This is a genomic window from Microbacterium sp. NPDC055455 (genome assembly GCF_053619935.1).
Genome location: NZ_JBSHLB010000002.1, coordinates 417,689 through 439,094, shown reverse-complemented (window position 1 = coordinate 439,094; position 21,406 = coordinate 417,689). Strand labels below are relative to the sequence as shown.

General features: G+C 70.9%; 20 protein-coding genes and 2 tRNA genes. 15 read left to right on the top strand and 7 right to left on the bottom strand.

Translation table 11 applies throughout. The features are described from left to right. Positions 1-29: 29 nt before the first annotated feature. Together ACWGUG_RS08485 and ACWGUG_RS08480 are read right to left on the bottom strand one after the other, a co-directional pair. Complete coding sequence (locus ACWGUG_RS08485) at positions 30-671, bottom strand: hypothetical protein (RefSeq protein ID WP_452324407.1); 642 nt, start codon at positions 669-671, stop codon at positions 30-32. Further along, entirely contained in the window at positions 668-1,135 is a 468-nt protein-coding gene (locus tag ACWGUG_RS08480; protein ID WP_452324406.1) for a MarR family winged helix-turn-helix transcriptional regulator, read from the bottom strand. Before ACWGUG_RS08480 ends, ACWGUG_RS08485 begins: the two co-directional genes overlap by 4 nt. Before the next feature lie 95 nt (positions 1,136-1,230). Between ACWGUG_RS08480 and recO the strand changes: the two genes are divergently transcribed. The 10 genes from recO (at position 1,231) to ACWGUG_RS08430 (ending at position 10,877) form a co-directional block, all read left to right on the top strand. Continuing rightward, positions 1,231-1,974 (top strand): DNA repair protein RecO, encoded by a 744-nt coding sequence (recO, locus tag ACWGUG_RS08475; protein ID WP_336397089.1) that lies wholly within the window; start codon positions 1,231-1,233, stop codon positions 1,972-1,974. Continuing rightward, positions 1,971-2,783 (top strand): isoprenyl transferase, encoded by an 813-nt coding sequence (locus tag ACWGUG_RS08470; RefSeq protein WP_378880978.1) that lies wholly within the window; start codon positions 1,971-1,973, stop codon positions 2,781-2,783. The genes recO and ACWGUG_RS08470 overlap by 4 nt, the downstream gene beginning before the upstream one ends. An 88-nt stretch (positions 2,784-2,871) precedes the next feature. Next, complete coding sequence (locus ACWGUG_RS08465) at positions 2,872-3,654, top strand: hypothetical protein (protein ID WP_452324405.1); 783 nt, start codon at positions 2,872-2,874, stop codon at positions 3,652-3,654. Further along, a complete protein-coding gene (locus tag ACWGUG_RS08460) occupies positions 3,651-4,643 on the top strand; it encodes a hypothetical protein (RefSeq protein WP_452324404.1) in 993 nt (330 codons plus the stop codon). The genes ACWGUG_RS08465 and ACWGUG_RS08460 overlap by 4 nt, the downstream gene beginning before the upstream one ends. 64 nt (positions 4,644-4,707) lie before the next feature. Beyond that, the gene (locus ACWGUG_RS08455) at positions 4,708-5,388 is read left to right on the top strand and encodes a DsbA family oxidoreductase (protein ID WP_452324403.1); all 681 of its coding nucleotides are present in this window, start codon (positions 4,708-4,710) and stop codon (positions 5,386-5,388) included. A 118-nt stretch (positions 5,389-5,506) separates the two neighbouring features. Beyond that, the gene (gene dusB / locus ACWGUG_RS08450) at positions 5,507-6,682 is read left to right on the top strand and encodes a tRNA dihydrouridine synthase DusB (RefSeq protein ID WP_452324402.1); all 1,176 of its coding nucleotides are present in this window, start codon (positions 5,507-5,509) and stop codon (positions 6,680-6,682) included. Beyond that, complete coding sequence (locus ACWGUG_RS08445) at positions 6,672-8,036, top strand: deoxyguanosinetriphosphate triphosphohydrolase (protein WP_378880969.1); 1,365 nt, start codon at positions 6,672-6,674, stop codon at positions 8,034-8,036. The genes dusB and ACWGUG_RS08445 overlap by 11 nt, the downstream gene beginning before the upstream one ends. Further along, positions 8,036-9,892 carry a DNA primase gene (dnaG, locus tag ACWGUG_RS08440; RefSeq protein WP_378880966.1) on the top strand — a complete coding sequence of 619 codons (1,857 nt, stop codon included), beginning with the start codon at positions 8,036-8,038 and terminating at the stop codon, positions 9,890-9,892. Before ACWGUG_RS08445 ends, dnaG begins: the two co-directional genes overlap by 1 nt. Before the next feature lie 49 nt (positions 9,893-9,941). Then, complete coding sequence (locus tag ACWGUG_RS08435) at positions 9,942-10,730, top strand: ATP-binding cassette domain-containing protein (RefSeq protein WP_336397097.1); 789 nt, start codon at positions 9,942-9,944, stop codon at positions 10,728-10,730. Between the two features lie 74 nt (positions 10,731-10,804). Continuing rightward, a tRNA-Asn gene (locus tag ACWGUG_RS08430) sits at positions 10,805-10,877 on the top strand. Between the two features lie 76 nt (positions 10,878-10,953). On the opposite strand, the gene def is transcribed toward ACWGUG_RS08430, so the two are convergent. Then, complete coding sequence (gene def / locus ACWGUG_RS08425; protein WP_336397098.1) at positions 10,954-11,520, bottom strand: peptide deformylase; 567 nt, start codon at positions 11,518-11,520, stop codon at positions 10,954-10,956. Between the two features lie 42 nt (positions 11,521-11,562). Between def and ACWGUG_RS08420 the strand changes: the two genes are divergently transcribed. The 3 genes from ACWGUG_RS08420 to nagE all read left to right on the top strand — a co-directional run bounded on the left by ACWGUG_RS08420 (position 11,563) and on the right by nagE (position 14,918). Further along, positions 11,563-12,654 carry a DMT family transporter gene (locus ACWGUG_RS08420; protein WP_336397099.1) on the top strand — a complete coding sequence of 364 codons (1,092 nt, stop codon included), beginning with the start codon at positions 11,563-11,565 and terminating at the stop codon, positions 12,652-12,654. A 54-nt stretch (positions 12,655-12,708) separates the two neighbouring features. Then, positions 12,709-12,782 (top strand) — tRNA-Ile (locus ACWGUG_RS08415). A gap of 198 nt (positions 12,783-12,980) precedes the next feature. Then, a complete protein-coding gene (gene nagE / locus ACWGUG_RS08410; protein ID WP_336397100.1) occupies positions 12,981-14,918 on the top strand; it encodes an N-acetylglucosamine-specific PTS transporter subunit IIBC in 1,938 nt (645 codons plus the stop codon). A 63-nt stretch (positions 14,919-14,981) separates the two neighbouring features. On the opposite strand, the gene ACWGUG_RS08405 is transcribed toward nagE, so the two are convergent. After that, positions 14,982-16,988, bottom strand: coding sequence for a DUF262 domain-containing protein (locus ACWGUG_RS08405; protein ID WP_336397101.1), 2,007 nt, complete (start codon positions 16,986-16,988; stop codon positions 14,982-14,984). Between the two features lie 165 nt (positions 16,989-17,153). Between ACWGUG_RS08405 and ACWGUG_RS08400 the strand changes: the two genes are divergently transcribed. Both ACWGUG_RS08400 and ACWGUG_RS08395 read left to right on the top strand, forming a co-directional pair. Next, complete coding sequence (locus ACWGUG_RS08400) at positions 17,154-17,927, top strand: hypothetical protein (RefSeq protein ID WP_336397102.1); 774 nt, start codon at positions 17,154-17,156, stop codon at positions 17,925-17,927. Between the two features lie 144 nt (positions 17,928-18,071). Then, on the top strand, positions 18,072-18,575 hold the full coding sequence (locus ACWGUG_RS08395) for a DUF3145 domain-containing protein (RefSeq protein WP_336397103.1): 504 nt from the start codon (positions 18,072-18,074) through the stop codon (positions 18,573-18,575). A 198-nt stretch (positions 18,576-18,773) separates the two neighbouring features. Here ACWGUG_RS08395 and ACWGUG_RS08390 read toward each other — a convergent pair whose 3' ends face one another. The 3 genes from ACWGUG_RS08390 to ACWGUG_RS08380 form a co-directional block, all read right to left on the bottom strand. Further along, a complete protein-coding gene (locus ACWGUG_RS08390; RefSeq protein WP_336397104.1) occupies positions 18,774-20,012 on the bottom strand; it encodes a beta-ketoacyl-[acyl-carrier-protein] synthase family protein in 1,239 nt (412 codons plus the stop codon). Positions 20,013-20,069: 57 nt separating this feature from the next. Beyond that, positions 20,070-20,318, bottom strand: a complete 249-nt coding sequence (locus tag ACWGUG_RS08385) for an acyl carrier protein (protein WP_336397105.1) — start codon at positions 20,316-20,318, stop codon at positions 20,070-20,072. Between the two features lie 76 nt (positions 20,319-20,394). Further along, positions 20,395-21,396, bottom strand: a complete 1,002-nt coding sequence (locus tag ACWGUG_RS08380) for a beta-ketoacyl-ACP synthase III (RefSeq protein WP_452324401.1) — start codon at positions 21,394-21,396, stop codon at positions 20,395-20,397. Between the last annotated feature and the right edge of the window lie 10 nt (positions 21,397-21,406).

Here is a 21,406-nt window from a genome sequence, read left to right as displayed (position 1 = left end):
GCCGACGACGCGGGCGGCGCCGCGAGGGTTCAGGGGATGTGGGTGCGCACCGCGTCGAGGAACCCCTCCACGTCGTCGGCCCAGAGCCGGACCGCGTCGATCTCGACGAGACGGTCCGACACGCGCGTGCGGATCGGGCTCTCGAGCACGACGAGGACATTCGTCTCATTCGCCATGCGCAGAGACAGCGTGCGCCCGTGCACCTCGTCGCGGAGCTTCGGCGCCTTCTCGACGACGTCGTGCGATCTCTCCACCGAGGCGACGGCGCCCCAGGGCAGGTCGAGGTCGACGTCGGCACCCACTCGTGCGCGGATGCCGTCCGGCCCGACCGCGTGGGGCCGGGTCAGGTAGCTCAGCGCGAGGCCGATCATCCAGGTGAGGCCCCAGATGCCGAGGATCAGGAGCGGGATGCGCAACCACGGCCACGGGTGGACGACGAGGTCGATGATCGGGATCTCGACGGCCGAGAGGGCGATGAAGACGATGAGGATCGTCATGACGGGGGCGTGATACGCGAACCCCGTGGCCCCGGCGGGTACGCGCGGGCGGCGGAAGATCCAGCGGTAAAGGCTCTGCCAGATGCCGACCTCGGCGCGCCACGCGAGCCGGGCGAGCCGGGATGCGCCCCTGGCCGCGCGCACCGGGACGCTGAGGGTCGCCGGCGCGGTCATGCCGTGTCCGCCCGCTCGTCCAGTCGCGCCTGGTGCTCGGCCACCAGCGCCTCGAGTCTCGACCGCACGTGATCGAGGACGCTCGTCGCCACGCGGACGGATTCCTCGTCGAGACCCGTCACGAGGGCCGCGCCCAGCGCCTCGTGCTCGGCGTCCATCGTCTGCATCGTCGAGCGGCCCCGCTCGGTCAGGCTCACAAGAACGGCGCGCCGGTCGGTGGGATGCGGGCCCCGGAGGGCGAAACCGGTCGCCTCCAGCGCGTCGACCAGGGTCGTCACGTGACGCGGCGTCACGCCGAGCGCCTCGGCGAGATGCGCCTGCGTCGCCGGCCCGCCGTGGTGCAGCACCCACAGCAGGTGCGTCCGCGGCTGCGTGAGACCCCGGCGCTCCAGTTCGCGAGTCTGGTCCGCATCGAGCACCAGTGAGACGGCGAGGAGGGAATCCAGAAGCTGAGTTCCTGACATAGTGAACACCATACACGATGTCTGGCGACCGCCGCGGGGGTCCTCGCCGGTCGCGCCGCCGGCCGATCCGCCCGGCCTGCAGGGATAATTGACTCGTGCCCACCTACCGCGACGAAGTCGTGGTCCTGCGCACCCACAAGCTGGGTGAGGCCGACAGGATCCTGACGATGCTCAGCCGCCGTCACGGCAAGCTGCGCGCGGTCGCGAAAGGCGTGCGGCGCACGTCGTCGCGCTTCGGCGCGCGGCTCGAGCCGTTCATGGTCGCCGACGTGCAGCTCTACCAGGGCCGCTCGCTCGACATCGTGCAGCAGGCCGAGTCGCTCGGCTCCTACGGCGCCGACATCGCCGCGCACTACGACCGCTACACCTCCGCGCACGCGATGGTGGAGGCGGCCGATCGCCTGAACGAGGCCGAGGCCACGCCCCAGCAGTACCTGCTCCTGGTGGGCGGGCTGCGCGCGCTGTCGCGCGGGGAGCACGCCTCGCGCAGCGTGCTGGACTCCTACCTGCTGCGGGCCATGGCGCTGTCGGGCTGGGCGCCCGGGCTGGGGGAGTGCGCCCGCTGCGGACGCATCGGGCCCCACGACACCTTCGTCGCCCAGCAGGGCGGAATCGTATGCCGCGACTGCGCGCCCACGGGCGCGGCGCGCGTCGATCCCGCCACCGTCTCGCTGCTGCAGTCGCTCATGGCCGGCGAGTGGGACGTGGTGGATGCCGCGTCCCCTGGCGCGACCGCGGCCGCCTCGGGCCTCATCGCGGCCTATGCGCAGTGGCACCTCGAGCGCGGCATCCGCTCGCTCTCCCACGTCTCGTCACCCTCGCAGGAAGGCCGCCGGTGACCCCCAAGCCCTACACCCACCGCGACGCGGTTCCGTACCGGCCGCTCGACTGGACCGGAGTGCACCCGCCGGAGTACCCGAAGGGAGCGGTGCCGAACCACATCGCCATCGTCATGGACGGAAACGGGCGCTGGGCGAATCGTCGCGGGCTCACTCGGATCGAGGGACACAAAGCGGGGGAGGCGGCGCTGCTCGACGTCGTCGCGGGCGCGATCCAGGCAGGCGTCAAGCACCTGTCGGTGTACGCGTTCTCGACGGAGAACTGGTCGCGCTCGCCCGAGGAGGTGCGGTTCCTCATGGGCTACAACCGCGACGTGCTGCACCGCCGGCGCGACCAGCTGAACGAGTGGGGCGTGCGCATCCAGTGGGCGGGACGCAGGCCGCGACTGTGGTCGAGCGTCATCAAGGAGCTGCAGTTCGCCGAGCGGCTGACGGCGGGCAACGACGTGCTGACCCTCACGATGTGCGTCAACTACGGCGGCCGCATCGAGCTCGTCGACGCGATGCGCTCGATCGCCGACGACGTGGCCGCGGGACGCCTCCGGCCTTCGGCCGTGTCGGAGAAGCTGATCCAGCGGCGGCTCTACCGCCCGGACATGCCCGACGTCGACCTCTTCCTCCGCTCCAGCGGCGAGCAGCGCACGTCGAACTTCCTGCTCTGGGAGTCCGCCTACGCCGAGTTCGTCTTCCTCGACACGCTGTGGCCGGACTTCAGTCGCGCGGACCTGTGGCACGGCATCGACGTCTACCTCGGGCGCGATCGCCGCTTCGGCGGCGCGGTGGACGCGCCGGACGCGTCGACCGGCTGACCGGCCGCGCCTCGGCCGGGGTATCCACGGCGCCCGCGCGCGCTCATCATTGACGTGAGCCGCATGCGCGGCCGGTCGGAGGTGCATCGTGGCGCTGTCGAGACCGAGGGCGGGTGCCACCGCCCTGTGCGTCGTCCTGCTGCTCGGCCTCGCCGGGTGCGGAACGCCCGTGAGCCCCGACGACGCCGGGGCGACGACGAGCGCGAGCCCGTCGCCGTCGCCCGACCGCTCGGACGACGGGACCGACGCCGACGGTGAGGACGATGGCGGGACCGACTCCGACGGGGGCGGCTCCGACGGCGGCGAGGACCCCGCACAGGACCGCGTGCGGACCGGCCCCGTCGCGCAGTACGGGGGACCGGCGTACGGCGACCAGGGCGTCGCCGAGGTCATCGCGGCCGGTGTCTGGTGCAAGACCATCGCCGTCTTCTGGGGCGGCGGCGAGCCGATCCCCGAAGGAGTGCGCTTCACGTTCGACGGCGCGGTGACCGATCGGCCGGGACTGCAGGTGGAGGGCGAGGCCTGCGGCTCCCGCGGGGCCGACCGCTCCTGCCTCGGACTGACTGTCGCCGCCAACGAGTCGGGGATCTTCTGCGGTCTCCTCCTGCGCCCGTCCGCCGACTTCCAGGACGGCACGCTGATCTCGTTCGTCGGCACGCTCGAATGCCCGAGCACGGAGATCTGCGACGCGGTCGCGGCCCGCGCGGTCGACCCCGGCCCGCCGATCGTCGTCACCGACCCCGAGGCGGACGGCGGCGACGCGCCGATCGACGGCGAGGAGGAGTCCGACGAGCAGGCGCCGGGCGAACAGCAGCCGTCCGAAGACCCCGACCAGCCACCGGCCGACGAGCAGCCCGGGGAGGAGCCTTGAGCGCCTGGCGGGTACGCCCGGCGGCCCCCACGCCCGGGGCAGCACCGGCCGAGCAGGCCGCCGTCGACGCCGAGCCCGTCCCGAAGGGCGCCGTTCAGGTGGAACCAGGCCTCGGCTTCGAGAAGTGGATGGGGTTCCTCTCGTCCTTCGTCGCGCCCCTCACCCTCGTCACGGCGCTGCTGTTCTACTTCGGATACGTCTCGACGCGGGAGTTCTTCCGCTACTTCGGCGTCGACGTCGACATCATCGGACTCAGCACCCAGGAGTTCGTCATGCGCAGCCCGGGGGCCCTGTTCATCCCGGTCATGGTGCTCCTGCTCCTGGCGGCCGCGGGGATCGTGGGGCACCGCGCGCTGCGACGCCGGCTCGGCGACCGGCCCGATGCGGTGCGGCGCCGCGTGGTGGGCGTGATCGCCTGGACGGGGATCGCGTTCCTCCTAGCCGGCCTGGCGTGCGCGTTCCTCGTGCCGTTCTTCCCCGCCTGGGCGTGGGGGCAGCTGCTCACGCCGCTGTCGCTGGCGATCGGCGCAGGACTGGCCGCCTATGCCGCCTCCACCGCACGCGCCTTCGGAGGCGCGACCGTGAGCCGCGCGGTGGTGGTCCTCCTCGTCCTCGTCATGGTCGCGGGCACGTTCTGGTCGACCGCCACGATCGCCCAGTGGTGGGGACGCGGGCAGGCGCGCTCGCTCGCCGCCGACCTCACGACCCTTCCCGCCGTGGTGCTCGACACGACCGAGCGACTGTACCCGGGCAACGACGACATCGCGTTCCAGCAGCTCGGTGCGCAGGCGCCGGCCGACGCTGAGGGGCTCACGCCGCCGGCCTTCGCCTATCGCTACTTCGGACTCCGGCTGCTCGCCCAGGGCGGTGGCAGGCTCTACCTCGTCCCTGATGCCTGGTCGCCGGACGCGTCCACGATCGTGGTGCCGTACGACGACGTCCGCGTGAGATTCCGGTTCGTGCCCGACGCCGATCCGCCCACCTCCTGACGGACGCGTCGCGCAGACCCATGCGACGGAATAGATGAGCATCCGCGCGCGGTTGTCCCTCAGCATGACGGAAGCGATCAAGATCGACGTGTGGAGTGACATCGCCTGCCCCTGGTGCTACATCGGCAAGCGCAACCTGGAGAACGGGCTGGCCGCGGCATCCGCCGACGAGGACGCGCCCGCTGTGGAGGTCACGTTCCACTCGTTCGAGCTGTCGCCGGACACCCCCGTCGACTTCGAGGGCGGAGAGGCGGACTACCTCGCCACCCACAAGGGCATCTCGTCGGCGCAGGCGCAGCAGATGCTCGAGCGCGTCACCGGCGTCGCCGCCGAGGCGGGTCTGGCGTACCGGTTCGATCTGCTCAAGCACACCAACACCGTCAATGCGCACGAGCTGCTGCACTTCGCGAAGGAGCACGGTCGTCAGCCCGAGCTCGCCGAACGCCTCATGTCGGCCTACTTCACCGAGGGACGGCACCTGGGCCGCGAGGACGAGCTGGTCTCGCTGGCGGCCGATGCCGGACTCGACGCCGAGGCGGCCCGTGAGGCGCTCGTCAGCGGCCGGTACCTCAGCGCGGTGCGCGCCGACCAGGCGCAGGCCGCCGCGTACGGCATCAACGGAGTGCCGTTCTTCGTGATCGACGGCAAGTACGGCGTCTCGGGCGCGCAGCCGGCCGAGGCGTTCGCGCAGATCGTGCGCCAGGTGTGGGCGGAGCACCACGAGCCCGCCGACGTCGACGCCTGACCCGCACCCGCCCAGGGCCCGTCGCGATCCGCGGCGGGCCCGTCCCGTGGCCGCGCCGCGCCACGCGGATCCACAGCCGAGACGGGCGTTCAGCCAAGGAACGGATTCCTGTACGAGAATGGAACGCGTGACCACCGCCCTCGCCTCGACCCGCGCGCTGCGCCTCGGGCCCATCGAACTCGACGCGCCCGTGGTGCTCGCGCCGATGGCGGGCATCACCAACACCGCGTTCCGCCGGCTCTGCCGCGAGTACGGCGCGGGGCTGTACGTCAGCGAGATGATCACGACGCGCGCACTCGTCGAGCGCAACGCGACGACGATGCGGCTCATCACCCACCACGAGTCCGAGACCCCGCGTTCCATCCAGCTCTACGGCGTCGATCCCGCGACGACGGAGGCGGCGGTGCGGCTCCTCGTGGAGGAGGACCGGGCCGATCACATCGACCTGAACTTCGGATGCCCCGTCCCCAAGGTCACGCGCAAGGGCGGCGGAGCGGCGCTGCCGTGGAAGCTCGGCCTGTTCCGTGAGATCGTGACGCGCGCGGCGCGTGCCGCCGGCGACATCCCCCTCACGGTGAAGATGCGCAAGGGCATCGATGCCGACCACCTGACGTACCTCGACGCCGGGCGGATCGCGGAGGACGCGGGCGTGGCCGCGGTCGCGCTCCACGCGCGCACGGCGTCGGAGTTCTACTCCGGCCAGGCCGACTGGTCGGCGATCGCCCGGCTCAAGGAGGCCGTGACCAGCGTCCCGGTACTCGGCAACGGCGACATCTGGTCGGCCGACGACGCGGCGCGGATGATGGCTGAGACCGGTTGCGACGGCGTCGTCGTCGGACGCGGATGCCTCGGCCGGCCGTGGCTGTTCGGAGACCTGGCGCGCGCCCTCGGCGGCCCGGGGGCGGCGCCCGCGCAGCCGGTCGACGCGACCCTCGGGTTCGTCGCCCGCGCGTTCCGGCGGCACGCCGAGCTCCTGGTCGAGTTCTTCGAGGACGAGGGCCGCGGCTGCCGAGACATCCGCAAGCACGTCGCCTGGTACTTCAAGGGCTACCCCGTCGGCGGCGAACTGCGCGCGAGCCTGGCGACGGCGTCCAGCCTCACCGAGATCGACGATCTGCTGGCGACCCTCGACGCCGACGCGCCGTACCCCGGCGCCGCCGCCGAGGGGCAGCGGGGCCGCGCGGGGACCCCCAAGCGTCCGGCGCTGCCCGACGGCTGGCTGAACTCGCGCGAGCTGAGCGCCGAGGCATCCACCGCCATCGCCGACGCGGAACTCGACCACAGTGGCGGCTGACGACTCCGCGGGCGCCGCCGACCGGCCCGCCGGCTACGACGACGCCGACGCCGCCCGCTTCCACGCCGAGCAGCACCGCTCCCAGCGCGACGACTTCGCCCGCGACCGCGCGCGCGTGCTCCACTCCGCCGCGCTGCGGCGCCTCGCGGCCAAGACCCAGGTGCTCAGTCCCGCGAGCCCCGCCGACTTCGCACGCAACCGTCTGACGCACTCGCTCGAGGTCGCCCAGGTCGGTCGCGAGCTCGCCACCGCGCTCGACCTCGCCGCGGACGTGGTCGACACCGCCTGTCTCAGTCACGACCTGGGGCATCCGCCGTTCGGCCACAACGGGGAGCGCGCGCTCAACGAGTGGGCCGAGGACTTCGGCGGCTTCGAGGGCAACGCGCAGACGCTGCGCATCCTCACCCGGCTCGAGCCGAAGGTCATCGACGCCGACGGGCGCAGCTTCGGCCTCAACCTCACGCGCGCGAGCCTGGACGCATCGTGCAAGTATCCCTGGACCGCCGACCACCCGCTTCCCGATCCCGGCGGACGGCTGAAGTTCGGCGTCTACCCCGAGGACGAGGACGTCTTCCGCTGGCTGCGTGCGGACGCGCCCGGACGTGTGCGGTGCATCGAGGCCGAGGTCATGGACCTGTCCGACGACATCGCCTACTCGGTGCACGACTTCGAGGACGCGATCGTCAACGGCTACCTGGATCCCGCGCGCCTGGCCGATCCCCGCGAGCACGAGTGGCTGCTGACCGCGATCCAGTCGTGGGTCGGCTTCGACTTCGCCCGCGACGAGCTCGAGGACGCCCTGTTCCGGCTCACGCGCATGCCCGAATGGATCGACGCGTTCGACGGATCCCGCGCCGCGCTCGCGCGCTTGAAGAACCTGACCTCCGATCTGATCGGCCGCTTCGCCCGCGCCGCCACGACGGCCACCCGCGAGTCGTACGCGACCTCCGTCCTCACGCGCTACCGCGGTCACCTCGTGGTGCCGCGCGTCGTCGAGGCCGAGATGGCGGTCCTCAAGGGCATCATCGGGGCGGCCGTCGTCTCGATCGAGGGACGCAAGGATCTCTACAAGGAGCAGCGGCGGGTCCTCAAGCGCCTGGCGAGCGCGCTGTGGGAACGGCCGGAGGCGCTGGACCGCCTGCACGCGCAGGACTTCGCGTCGGCGCGGACGGATGCCGCGCGCCGGCGGGTCGTCGTGGATCAGGTCGCGAGCCTCACCGATCAGCTGGCGATCGCGTGGCACGGGTCCCTCGTCGGACAGCTGGATCCGGCCTCCGTCGGCGTCTGGGCTCCCGGCGCCCGCCCGATGGACGCACCGGCGGGCCCCGCGCCCGAGCGATCCGAGGTGCGCTGATGGCGGGGCGCATCCGGCAGGCCGACGTCGACGAGGTGAAGGCCCGCACGAACATCGCCGACATCATCGGCGAGCGCGTGGCCCTCAAGTCCGCCGGCGTGGGCTCGCTCAAGGGGCTGTGCCCCTTCCACGACGAGCGGAGCCCCAGCTTCAACGTGCGCCCGCAGGCCGGATTCTACCACTGCTTCGGCTGCGGCGAGTCCGGGGACGTCTACTCGTTCCTGCGCGCGATGGACCACGTGACGTTCACCGAGGCCGTCGAGCGCCTCGCCGGGCGGATCGGCTACGCCCTGCACTACGAGGACGGCGGCGCAGCCCCCGAGCACACCGGGCGCGCGCGGCTGTACGCCGCCAACGCCGCCGCCGCCGAGTTCTTCCGCGCGCAGCTCATGACCGCCGAGGCCGACACGGCGCGGAGGTTCCTCGGCCAGCGCGGCTTCGACGCCGGGGCGGCTGCCCATTTCGGGGTGGGCTACGCCCCGAAGGGCTGGTCGGGGATGCACTCCGTCCTGCGCGCGCAGGGCTACACCGACGAGGAGCTGTCGTCCGCGGGGCTGGTGTCGCAGGGGCAGCGCGGGGTGTACGACCGCTTCCGCGGCCGCGTCGTGTGGCCGATCCGCGACGTCACCGGGCAGGTCATCGGCTTCGGCGCACGCAGGCTCTACGACGACGACCAGGGACCCAAGTACCTCAACACCCCCGAGACGACCATCTACAAGAAGGCCCAGGTGCTCTACGGCCTCGACCTCGCCAAACGCGAGATCTCGCGGGAGCACCGCGTCGTGGTCGTCGAGGGCTACACCGACGTCATGGCCTGTCACCTCGCCGGCATCACCACGGCTATCGCGACGTGCGGTACCGCTTTCGGCTCCGACCACATCTCGGTGCTGCGACGCGTGATGGGCGACGACTCCACGGCGGGCGAGGTGGTCTTCACCTTCGACCCCGATGCGGCCGGCCAGAAGGCGGCGCTGCGCGCCTTCGCCGACGCCAAGCGCTTCAACGCGCAGACCTACGTCGCGACCGGGCCCGAGGGGCTGGATCCGTGCGACCTGCGCCTCACCCGCGGCGACAGCGCGGTCCGCGGGCTTCTGGAGACGAAGGTCCCGATGGTGGAGTTCGTCCTGGACCAGCGCATCTCGGGCTACGACCTCGCGAGCGTGGAGGGGCGAGTCGGGGCGCTCCGCACCGCCGCCCCCGTGGTGGCCGAGCTTCGCGACCCGCTGCTGCAGCCGGAGTACGTGAGGGTGCTCGCACGCCGGCTCGGCATGGACACCGAGGACGTCCGGCGGGAGGTGGAGCGCGCCGGGCGCGGCGGGAGACGGGATGCCCCGGCCGCTGCGGAGCCGCCCGCACCCTCCTCCTCGGAGGACGGCGCCCTGCATGTCACGCTCGCCACGCTGCCGCGCACGCCGGAGGTGGGACTCGAGCGCGACGCCCTGATGGGCGTCCTGCAGTTCGGCCACCGCATGGAGCCCGCCCTCGTCGCACGGGCGCTGGAGCAACCGTTCCGCCACCCGGCGCTCGACGCCGTCCGCGCCGCGGTGGTCTCGGCCGCCGACATGCAGCGGCCCGGCTGGTCGGCTGCGGTCGTCGGCACCGTGCGGGAGCCCTACCGGTCGCTGGCGGCCGAGCTGCTTGCGGGCGACTTCCCGGCCCTGAACGACGAGGCGGCCGTCGCCTCGGCCGGTGACCTGGCGCGGCGGCTCGTGATGCGCGCCATCGATCGCGAGAAGGCCGAGCTGCTGGGCGCGATCCAGCGGGTGCCCGCCGATTCCGAACAGGGTCGCAGCATCCGCCTGCGCCTGCGCGAGCTCGACGCACGACGTCAGGCGATCGCCGACGAGTCCTCCTGACGGACTGCTCCGACTGGCGCGAGGGTCCGCTGCCGGGCAGGATGAGGAGATGGCTCGACGACGAACCGCGGATGCCGCGATCGACTGCTCCGACCTGTCGATCGCCCGCGCGGGTCGTGGCGGCCCGAGTCAGCGCGTCGTCGACGGCGTCACATTCCGCCTGGCGCATGGACGCAACCTCGCCGTGATGGGACCGACCGGATCCGGCAAGTCCTCGCTCGCCGCGGTCCTGGCCGGAGCCGACGAGCCCGGCCTCGCGGTCGTGGGCGGGGACGGCACGGTCGAGGGCGTCTCCGTGCGCCGGCCAGGGCGTGACCATCGCTTCCTCACCTACTACGCCGGATACCTGCCCCAGTCGGCGGGGGCGCGCCTTCCCGCCCGGCTCACCGTCGCCGAGGTCATCAGCGCACCCATCACCAGCCGCGACCGGCGGGTGAGCTCGCGCGCTCTCGCGGTGCGCGTCGCGTCACTGCTGGACGAGATGATGCTTCCGCTGGGCGCCTCAGCCAAGTACCCCTACGAGCTGAGCGCGGGCATGCGCCAGCGCGTCGCGCTGGCGCGCGCGCTCGTGCTCCAGCCGCGTGTCCTCATCGCCGACGAGCCCTACGCGAACATGGACGTCGAGGTGCGCAAAGCCGCGCGCGAGGCGATCCTCCGGCGGCAGCGCGACCTCGGCATGGCCGCGCTGGTGGTGACGAATCAGGCCGACGTCGTCGACGAGCTCGACGCCGACGTGCTGGTGCTGCGCGCCGGCCATGCCGTCGCATTCGGCCACGGAACACAGGACCTGCTGTGGACGCCGAGCGGCGAAGCGGATCGGAGACTCGTCGGGTCCTGAGGTCTCCCGTGGTCATGACCATGGGTGGAGCTTTGCTAATATGGACTGGTTGCCCGCGCGAGAGTGCGGAACATTCCTCCATAGCTCAATTGGCAGAGCAATCGGCTGTTAACCGATAGGTTCTTGGTTCGAGTCCAAGTGGGGGAGCGGATCGGCCCCGAGCTCCACCTCGGGGCCTTTCTTCGTCTTCAGACGCCCTGAGGACGCCGCGCGGCAGGTCGCGTCACGCGTCGAGGTCGTCGACGCCGGGGGTCCATGAGCTTCCCGGCCGGCCCCAGCCGCGCTTGCGGGCGATCTTCTGCACGGTCTTCCAGTCGCCGTCGTCGAGGCGGTCCACGTACAGCACGCCGTCGAGGTGGTCGAACTCGTGCTGCATGATGCGGGCGCGCCAGCCGTCGACCTGAATGCGCACGGGCTCGCCCTCGAGGTCGGTCCCGGTGACGAGCACCTCGTCGGAGCGCCGCAGCGGGAACCGCTCGCCCGGGAACGACAGGCACCCCTCGGATTCCTCGTCGGGGTCGGGCGCGCCGGGCTCGAGCGGCCGCATCCACAGTTCCGGGTTGACGATCACGCCGCGCCAGGGAGCGCCCTCGTCATCGGTGTACGAGTAGGTGTAGATCCGCAGTGGGACGCCGACCTGCGGGGCTGCCAGGCCCACGCCGGGGGCGGCATCCATCGTCTCGAACATGTCGGCGACGAGCGTGCGGACCTCGTCCGTGATCGCCTCGACACGGGATGCGGGGGAGTGCAGGACGGGATCGCCCATGATGCGAATCGGGAGAACAGCCACGCCTTGAGCCTATCGAGCGACGCCTGCGGCTAATGTCGATGTGTGCTGTGGACCGCGGTGGAGCTCGAGGACGTGGGGGACCAGCTGGTCGGCGCGTTTCAGAACCCTGGCCTGCTGTACGGCATCCCGCTCGCCCTGCTGGGCGCGGTCTTCATGTCGTTCGGGGCCCAGTATCAGCACCGCGGGGTGACCAAGGTCGAACGGATGAGCCGTTCGCAGCCGACTCAGGGCGGCCTCGATGCGAGCCACCTGCTCAAGCTGCTCTCGCGCCCTTCGTGGGTCATCGGCACGGTCATGCTCGCACTGGCCATCGTGTGTCAGCTCTCCGCCCTCGCCGTGGCGCCGCTCATCGTGGTGCAGCCGCTGGGTGCGATCGCGCTCGTCATCACGACCCTTCTGAACGCGCAGATCAGCGGGCACAAGCCCACGCGACGCTCGCTGATCGCGATCGCGGCGTGCGTGGGGGGCATCTTCGTCTTCGTGACCATCGCGGCGCTCTTCGCGACCGAGAAGCCGGTCTCCAGCGGACAGCTGATCACGATCCTGGTGCTGCTCGCCGTGGTGACGCTGGTCTTCGCGGGGTTGTGGGTGTGGCTGCGCAAGCGGATGGGCGCTCTCTTCTACATCACCGCCGCGGGGGTCATCTACGGCTTCGTCGCGACGCTCGCCAAGGTCGTCATCGAGCGCATCAAGGACAACGACTTCGACGGGCTCACCTTCCTGTGCCTCGCCGCCCTCATCGTCGGGGCGATCGTCGGCGCGTACTTCGTGCAGAGCGCCTACGCCTCCGGCCCGCCGGACCTCGTGGTCGCCGGCCTCACCGTCATCGACCCGATCGTCGCCATCCTCATCGGCCTGATCGTCCTGCAGGAGGTCGCGGGGGCGCCGCTGTGGGTGTACATCGCCTTCGCCGTGGTGGGCGCGGTCGCGGTATGGGGCGTGTTCCAGCTCGCGCGCCATCACCCGCAGGTGCTCAGCGAGAGCCAGGAGCTCCCGATCCAGCGGGGGAGCACCGGAACGGCACCGGACGACGCGCACCCCTCCACCGCGTCGATCAAGGTCACCGAGGCGGTGGCGAAGGTGTGGCCGGAGCCGCCCGTGAAGGACCCGGCCGACAAGCCCGACACCCGCTGACGCCGCGGATCGCTCCGGCGGGCGGGTAGGCTTCTTCGCGCACCCGATGTGCGGGGGGCGGTGGCCAAGCTGGTCAAGGCAGCGGGCTCATAACCCGACGATCGTGGGTTCAAGTCCCACCCGCCCTACCGATGAGGACCGCCGCGGCATCCTGTCCGCGGCGGTCCTCTGCGCTCCCGGTCTGCGTGCGCGCCGCCGCCGCGCCCGATCGAGCCGGATTCGTTCACCATCCTTACTTTCGGAGGGAGTGGCACTGACGGCGATCGCCGATTGACGGTAGCGTCATCGTCACAACCCATTCCTGGCCCCCCCCCTGGAGGAGAACAATGAAGTTCCTGCAGAGGCTCGGCAGATCGATCATGCTTCCGGTGGCAGTGCTGCCGGTCGCTGCGATCCTGTCCGGCATCTCGTACTGGATCAGCTCGGCAGCCGGTCCCAACGTCGTCTCGACATTCCTCGGCGCCGCCGGCGGCTCGCTGCTGGACAACATGGCGCTGCTGTTCGCCGTCGGCATCGCGCTGGGCATGGCGGAGAAGTCGGACGGCACCTCGGCGCTGGCGGGCCTGGTGTCGTGGCTCGTGGTCACGACGCTGCTCAAGCCCGAGACCGTCCTCCTCTTCACCGGCGTCGACAACGTCAATGAGGTCGACCCGGCGTTCCTGCGTGTGCAGAACGTCTTCGTCGGCATCATCTGCGGCCTCATCGGCGCCTACTGCTACAACAAGTTCAAGGACACGCGCCTGCCCGACGCGCTGTCGTTCTTCTCGGGCAAGCGCTCGGTGGCGATCGTCACGGCCGGCTTCTCGCTGGTCGTCGCCGTCGTCCTGTTCTTCGTCTGGCCGTTCGTGTACGGCGGCCTGGTCGGATTCGGCGAGTGGATCGTGACGCTCGGCGCGTTCGGCACGGGCATCTACGGGTTCCTCAACCGCCTGCTCATCCCGGTGGGGCTCCACCACGCCCTGAACTCGGTGTTCTGGTTCGATGTCGCGGGCATCAACGACCTCAACAACTTCCTCGCCGGCGAGGGCACGTACGGCGTGACCGGGCAGTACATGACGGGCTTCTTCCCGATCATGATGTTCGGCCTCCCCGGCGCCGCCCTCGCGATGTACCTCACGGCGAGGACCACCAGGAAGAAGCTCGCCTACGGCATCCTGTTCTCTGGCGCCATCGCCTCCTTCTTCGTGGGTGTGACCGAGCCCCTCGAGTTCGCCTTCATGTTCCTCGCGCCGGTGCTCTACCTCACGCATGCCGTGTTCACGGGCATCTCGATGGCGATCAGCCAGATCCTTCCGGTGCGCATGGGATTCGGCTTCTCCGGCGGCTTCATCGACCTCGTCCTCAACTGGATGAACCCGATGGCGCAGAACCCGTGGCTCATCCCCGTGATGGGCGTCTTCTGGTTCTTCATCTACTTCGTGGTGTTCTACTTCTTCATCAAGCGGTTCAACCTCAAGACGCCGGGACGCGAGGACGACGACATCCTCGGCGAGGGCACCGAGTACGACACCCACACGGCCGACGACAAGTACCTCGTCACGGGAGGACGGTTCATCGACGCCCTCGGCGGCAAGGACAACATCCTCGAGCTGGAGAACTGCGCCACCCGCCTGCGCATGGAGATCGACGACGTGAGCAAGGTCGACGACGCCGCGCTCAAGCGCGCCGGTGCGGCGGGAACCATGAAGCCCGGCGGCAAGTCCGTGCAGGTGGTCTACGGAACGAACGTGCAGTTCGTGAAGGACGCCATGGAGGCGATCCTCGCGGGCCGCGCATCGGCTCCCGCCGGCGCGACGGCCGAGCCGGCACCCGCGCCGGCCGCGGGTGGGACCGCCGTGCTGACCGATGCTCCCGCGACGACCACGATCCGGCTGCGCCAGCCGCTGGCGGGCCGCGTCGTGCCGCTCTCGGAGGTGCCCGATCCGACCTTCGCCGAGGGCGTCATGGGCCCGGGCGTCGCGATCGAGCCGACCGGCGACACGGTGGTCGCTCCCGCTGACGGCACCATCGGCGCCACGTTCGACAGCAGCCACGCCGTGGCCCTCGTGCTGGAGGACGGCACCGAGCTGCTCATCCACGTCGGCATCGACACGGTCGGCATGAAGGGCGACGGATTCGAGACCCTCGTCCAGAAGGGGCAGAAGGTGACGGCAGGCACTCCGCTGCTGCGCTTCGACCTGGCGAGGATCCGCGCCGCCGGCCACCCCGCGGTGACCCCGGTCATCGTCCTCAACAACGAGAACGCGGCCGTCTCGTTCGAGTGACGCCGGCAGGACCCCGATGACGGGTGGGACGGATGCCTCGGCGCGAGGCATCCGTCCCGCCCGTCACATCGCCTCGCCGATGTAGGAGTACTTGACGAAGACCTCGGGGGCCATGCCCGCCTCCTCGAGGACGCCCTGCACGGCGCTCAGCATGTAGCTGGAGTCCCACCCCATGTAGAGCGAGTGATGGTCGTCGAGTCGATCCCACTGACCGTTCCAGGACTGCGCGGTGTAGACCGGGCCGCCGCGGCGGGCGCTGTACGACACGACCGCCGCACGCGCATCAGCCCACAGCCGCTTGAAGACGCGGTTGAAGAGGTGCTTGACGTCGTAGACCTCCCAGTGCTCGCCGCAGTACTCGACGTACGACCACTCGCGGTGCCAGCCGGGGGGCCATCCCCGCCGGCGGACCGCGTCGAGGATCGGGGTGAGGCCGTCGTCGTCGATGGCGGGCCCACCGGGGCGCTTCCACACCTGCACGAAGCGCTCGGTCAGGTGCCGGGAGCGCTCGGCGATGGCGGCGGTGCCCCACGCCGGCACCTCGGCGAGCTCGGCGGTCGTCACGATCGCGCTCCGGGCGTAGAGGGCCTTCTTCTCGGGGAACGAGCGGTCGAAGGCTCGGAACGCGAGGTCCTCCTCGAGCACGGCCAGGTTGCCGATGGTCTGGGCGAGCGCGCGATGACTGTTCTGCTCGTCCTCGCTGTACGCGGCCCACTCCCGCACGCCGTCGCCCGACCAGGCATCGCCGGGGGCCAGGGGGAAGATGTGCTCGATGTCGACCTCGGCGGCGGGGTCGAGTCCGGCGATGCGCCCGAGCGCATATCGCGCGTGCGGCAGCTCGGAGTACTTGAGCGCCACGGCGATGCGCTCGTCGGACGGCGTGATGCGTGAGATCGCCGCGACGAGGGCCTCCCATCCCGCTTCTCGGGCGCGGCACAGGCGCGCGACGAGGCGCTGCGTGCCCGTCCCGACGACCGACCGGCGCATCAACAGCGCCTGGATCATCTCCAGGGTCTCGATGAACGCCTCGCGGGCGAGCGCACCGGTCTCGACGTCCCGGTATGCGCGCATGACGAGCGGGTACATCGCGGTGCCGAAGGTGTTGAGGTGACGGAGCTGCTGTGCGATCTCGGCATCCGGCGCCTCGTCCGGCCGCAGCAGCACCCGGTACACGCGTGACAGCGCGCGCCACTCCTCGGCCCGCGCGACGAGCTCGGGGAACGGGAGGCGGGGGAACTCGTGACGGAAGGCGTCGTAGACACCGCGTCCGCCGACCACGGTGACCTCGCGGCCGGTCCGCATCACGAGGTACTGCCGCCAGAAGTCGGCGATCGCGTCGCCCGTGTTCGCCTCGATCGGCCGCCAGAAGTCCGCCTCGACCTCGCGCTGCTCGGCGTGCGTGAGCCCCATCAGGACGTAGTTGTGGATCAGCTCGTGGTCGCGCAGCGGCTCGCCCGTCGAGTTGAGGCTCTCGAAGATCTGCTGGGCGTTCGCGCCCGCACCCAGCGTGATCGCGACGTGCTCGAGCTTCTGCAGCCCCCGCCAGATGTGCGGCGCCTCCTCCACGCTGATCTGGCTGCGGAAGAACGCGTAGTTGTCGTCGAAGCGGGAGTCGCGGTGCTCACCGGGCGGCAGCGGGAGGTCGAGCACGACGCGCTCGAACACGCCGGCCCACGCGCGGTGCGGTCGCAGCTTCGTGCGGGTGACGTCGTGGGAGTGGACCAGGACGCGCTGCAGCTCGTCGGCGAGGTCGGGCCGGGCCTCCCGCACCGTGTGGTGCAGGGCCGCGACGAGGAGCATCAGTGTGGTGGTGCGCTGCTGCCCGTCGATGAGCACGAGCTCCGCGCCCTCGCCCTCGCCGCTCGCGGAGGACAGGATCGAGCCGATGAAGTGCATGTGCCGGTCGTCGAGGTCCGCGACGGCGCGGATGTCGGCCAGCAGCTGCTCGCATCCGCCGATGTCCCACCGGTACTGCCGCTGGTAGACGGGGACGACGATGGTCCAGTCCGCGGCGGAGAGCCACCCGATCGTGTTGACAGCAGTCGCATCGACGTTCGTGGCAGTGACCATGGCTCCTTCAGTCTATTCGGGGCCCCTGGCGCGGAATCGGCGGGCCGCCGGGGCGCCGGTTATTCACGGCTCGGTCACGGGGGCGCCCGAGGGGTGCGAGGTAGGCTTGCCTAAGTTGAGCCTGTTAAAACGTGCTGGCTCACTGACCGAAAGGCATGATTCGTCATGGGTTACATCAAGTCCGCCGCTCTCGATGAGACCGGCTTCGTGGTGCTCGACTCCTACGGGGAGGAGATCGATCCCCAGGAGTGGCTCTCGATCGAGTACGTCGACTGGAAGTCTTCCGGCGACACCCGGTTCGCACCGCTCGCCTCCGCCAAGGGCGAGATCGAGTGCAACGGGTTCTGGAACCACACGCCGCCGCGCACCGACAAGGACGGCGTCTGGATCCCCGAGCAGACCGAGAAGGCGCCGACCCTGACGCGTCGCGCGCAGGAGCCGGGCTCCAACGTGGGGCGCTGCCGCATCATCGAACTGCAGCCGAACACGTACGCCGACGCGCTGTACAACCTGCACCAGGACGACAACAACCGCCTCAACCCCGACGGCACCGGCTGGGTGGTCCGCGGCTTCTTCAACCTGACGGACGACAAGAACAGCTACTTCGTCCTGCGCGAGAACCGCACCGACCCGAGCATCGAGTACCGCGTGGCGCTCCCTGCCGGCGCGCAGCTCATCGTCGACACGCAGCGACTGTGGCACGCGGTGCACCACGACGGCGACGCGCCGCGCTACTGCCTCATCACGTCGTGGGAGTCCGGCCCCGAGCTCGACGCCTACATCGAGAAGTACCACGGCAAGCCCACGACGGACCAGTTCGAGGTCCCCCAGGACGTCCTGGACGCCGGGCAGGCAGAGCAGGCGCGCCGCGACGCCGCCCGCGCGGCCTACTACGCGGCCAAGGGCAAGGCCGCGGTCCAGGCCATGAGCGAGGCCTGACCCGCATCTCATCAGGGGGCGGTGGAATCACACACTTGTGATTCCACCGCCCCCTCGGCGATAATGGCGACAGCACAACCGAACAGCACGCTGTGACACCGTCTCAGGTCGTAGGGGAAGACGCACCTGACGAACGGAGAGATCATGGCGACACACAAGGCGCGTGGGGTGATCTTCATCCACTCCGCGCCACGAGCGTTGTGCCCGCACCTCGAGTGGGCGGTCGGTCGGGCCCTCGGCCGCGCCGTCAGCTTCGACTGGGCGGAACAGCCGGTGCTGGCAGGAAGCCGCCGCGCCGAGTTCTACTGGGAGGGCGCGGCAGGCACCGGCTCGGCCCTCGCGACGGCGATCCGCGGCTGGGAGCACCTGAGGTTCGAGGTGACCGAGGACCCGACCCCGCGCAGCGACGGCGGCCGCTGGCTGCACACCCCGGGACTCGGCATCCACTACGCCCAGACCGATTCCGCGGGCAACGTCGTGATCGGCGAGGACCGCATCCGGTATGCGATGGAGATCGCCGGCGGCGACGCCTCGGAGCTGCACCGGGAGCTGCAGGTCGCCCTCGGTGCGGCGTGGGACGAAGAGCTCGAGCCGTTCCGGCACGCGAGCGACGAGGCGCCGGTCGTCTGGCTCCACAAGGTCGGCTGATCTCCGGCCGGGCGCGGCCCGGCCGCCGCCACGTCGGCGTGACACAACTTCACAGACCCGGGCGGTGCGAGGCGCCACTACCGAGGCTCGGAGGCCGATGATCCCGGGCAGCGGGACCGCGAACCACCGCCTGTCACCACAGACGCCCCGATCTCCCTCTCGCCGAGGGGATCGGGGCGTCTTGGACGTGCGTGCGACTCAGACCGATGCGAAGGCCGCTACCGCGTTGTGCCCGCCGAAGCCGAAGGAGTTGCTGATCGCGAACTGCGGCCCGTCGCCGAGCGGGGTCGGCGACCCGGAGATGCGGAAGGGCACCGCCGGATCCTGCGTCGTCAGGTTGATGGTCGGGGGCGCCACGCGGTCGCGCAGCGCCAGCACCGTGAAGATCGCCTCGAGCGCTCCGGTGCCGCCGAGCAGGTGACCGGTCGAGGCCTTCGTCGCCGACACCGGGATCTCGTCGATGCGCGGGCCGAAGACGGCCCGGAGCGCCTGGTACTCGTTCGGGTCGCCGACCGGGGTCGAGGTGGCGTGCGCGTTGATGTGCGTGACGTCGTCGGCCGAGGCATCCGCCATCTCCAGCGCGAGGTTCACCGCCCGGGCCGCTCCGAGTCCCTCGGGGTCGTTCGCCGTGATGTGGTACGAGTCCGCCGTCACGCCGCCGCCGGCGACGACGGCGTAGATCTTGGCGCCGCGCGCGCGGGCGTGCTCCTCCGTCTCGAGGATGAGAGCTCCGGCGCCCTCGCCCATGACGAAGCCGTCGCGGTCGATGCTGCACGGCCGCGAGGCGGTCGCCGGGTCGTCGTTGCGCCGGGACAGCGCCTGCATCGACGAGAACGCGGCGATCGTGACGGGGTGGATGACCGACTCGGTGCCTCCCGCGATCACGACGTCGGCGAGCCCCGAGCGGATGTGCTCGATGGCGTTGACGATCGACTCGGTGCTCGACGCGCAGGCGCTCGCGACGGTGCGCGCGTAGGCCCGGGCGTTGAAGTGCAGCGACAGGTTGCCCGCCGCGGCGTTGGGCATGAGCATGGGCACCGTCATCGGCAGGACCCGACGCGGGCCCTTCTCGCGCAGCGTGTCCCAGCCGTCGAGGAGGGTGTGCAGACCGCCGATACCGGTCGCGAAGTCCACGCCCAGGCGCTCCGGCTCCACCTCGGGGCTTCCGGCGTCCGCCCAGGCCTCCATGGCCGCGACGAGCGCGAACTGAGACGACGGGTCGAGACGCTTGGCGACGGGGCGCTCGAGCACGGTGTCGGGACGCACCTTCGCCTCCGCGGCGAAGGTCACCGGCAGCTGGTACTGCTCGACCCACTCGTGCTCGAGGGACCGCGTGCCGGACACGCCGTCCAGAAGGGCCGACCAGCTCTCGGGTGCCGTGCCGCCCAGGGGCGATGACGCGCCGATGCCGGTGACGACGATGCGGGAGTTGCTCATGACGGTGAAAGTCCTCGTGGGTGTGCCGGTGGGGGCCGCAGCCCCCACCGGAAGGGGTTACGCCTGGTTGGACGTGATGTAGCTGACGGCGTCGCCGACGGTCTTCAGGTTCTTGACCTCGTCGTCGGGGATGGTGACGCCGAACTTCTCCTCGGCGTTGACGACGATCGTCATCATCGAGATCGAGTCGATGTCGAGGTCGTCGGTGAACGACTTCTCGAGAGCGACCTCGTCGGACGAGATGCCCGTCTCGTCGGTGATGAGCTCGGCGAGTCCGGCGAGGACCTCGTCGCTGGTGAATGCCATGGGATTCTCCTGTTTCTTGGGGGTACGCGGACCCGGGGGCGGGCCGGGTCTCAGTCTATGGTCGGGGCTCGCGGCCTCAGGGAAGCACGACCACCTGTGCGCCGAAGACCAGCCCGGCGCCGAAGCCGATCTGCAGCGCCAGGCCGCCGGAGAGCTCGGGGTGCTCCTCGAGCAGCCGGTGCGTCGCGAGCGGGATCGAGGCCGCCGAGGTGTTGCCGGTCGTCTCGATGTCGCGGCCGATCAGCACCGTGTCGGGGAGGCCGAGCTGCTTGGCGAACTCGTCGATGATGCGCATGTTCGCCTGGTGGGGGACGAAGGCGGCGAGATCCGCTGCCTCCACACCGGCGGCCTCCAGGGCCTGGCGGGCGACCTTGACCATCTCCCACACGGCCCAGCGGAAGACGGTCGGCCCTTCCTGGCGCAGCGTGGGCCAGGGCGCCGCGCCCTCGCGGAACTCGATGAGGGTGTGGTTCATCCCGACCGCGTCGGCCTTCGAGCCGTCCGAGCCCCACACCGTGGGTCCGATGCCGGCGCTGTCGCTGGGGCCGATGACGGCCGCGCCCGCTCCGTCGCCGAGCAGGAACGAGATGCTGCGGTCGGTCGGGTCGACGATGTCGCTGAGCTTCTCGGTGCCGATGACGAGCGCGTAGTGCGCGGCGCCGGCGCGGATGAGGGCGTCCGCCTGCGCGACGCCGTACGCGAAGCCCGCGCACGCGGCGTTGAGGTCGTACGCGGCGGCGGGGTTCGCACCGACGCGGTCGGCGACGATGGCCGACACCGACGGGGTCTGCTTGGGGTTCGAGATCGTCGCGACGATGACGGCGTCGATCTGCGACGCCTCGACGCCCGAGCGCTCGATCGCCTCGCGCGCGGCATCCGTCGCCAGATCGATCGCATCGGTGCCGGCCGACGCGCGCATGCGGGTCACGATCCCGGTGCGCTGACGGATCCACTCGTCGCTGGAGTCGATGGGGCCGACGAGGTCGTCGTTCGGCACGGCGTTCTCGCCGCGTGCGGCGCCGTACGCGTAGATGCGCGTGTGCGCGGCGCCGGTGGGCTGGATGAGGCTGGCGATCATTCGGGTACTC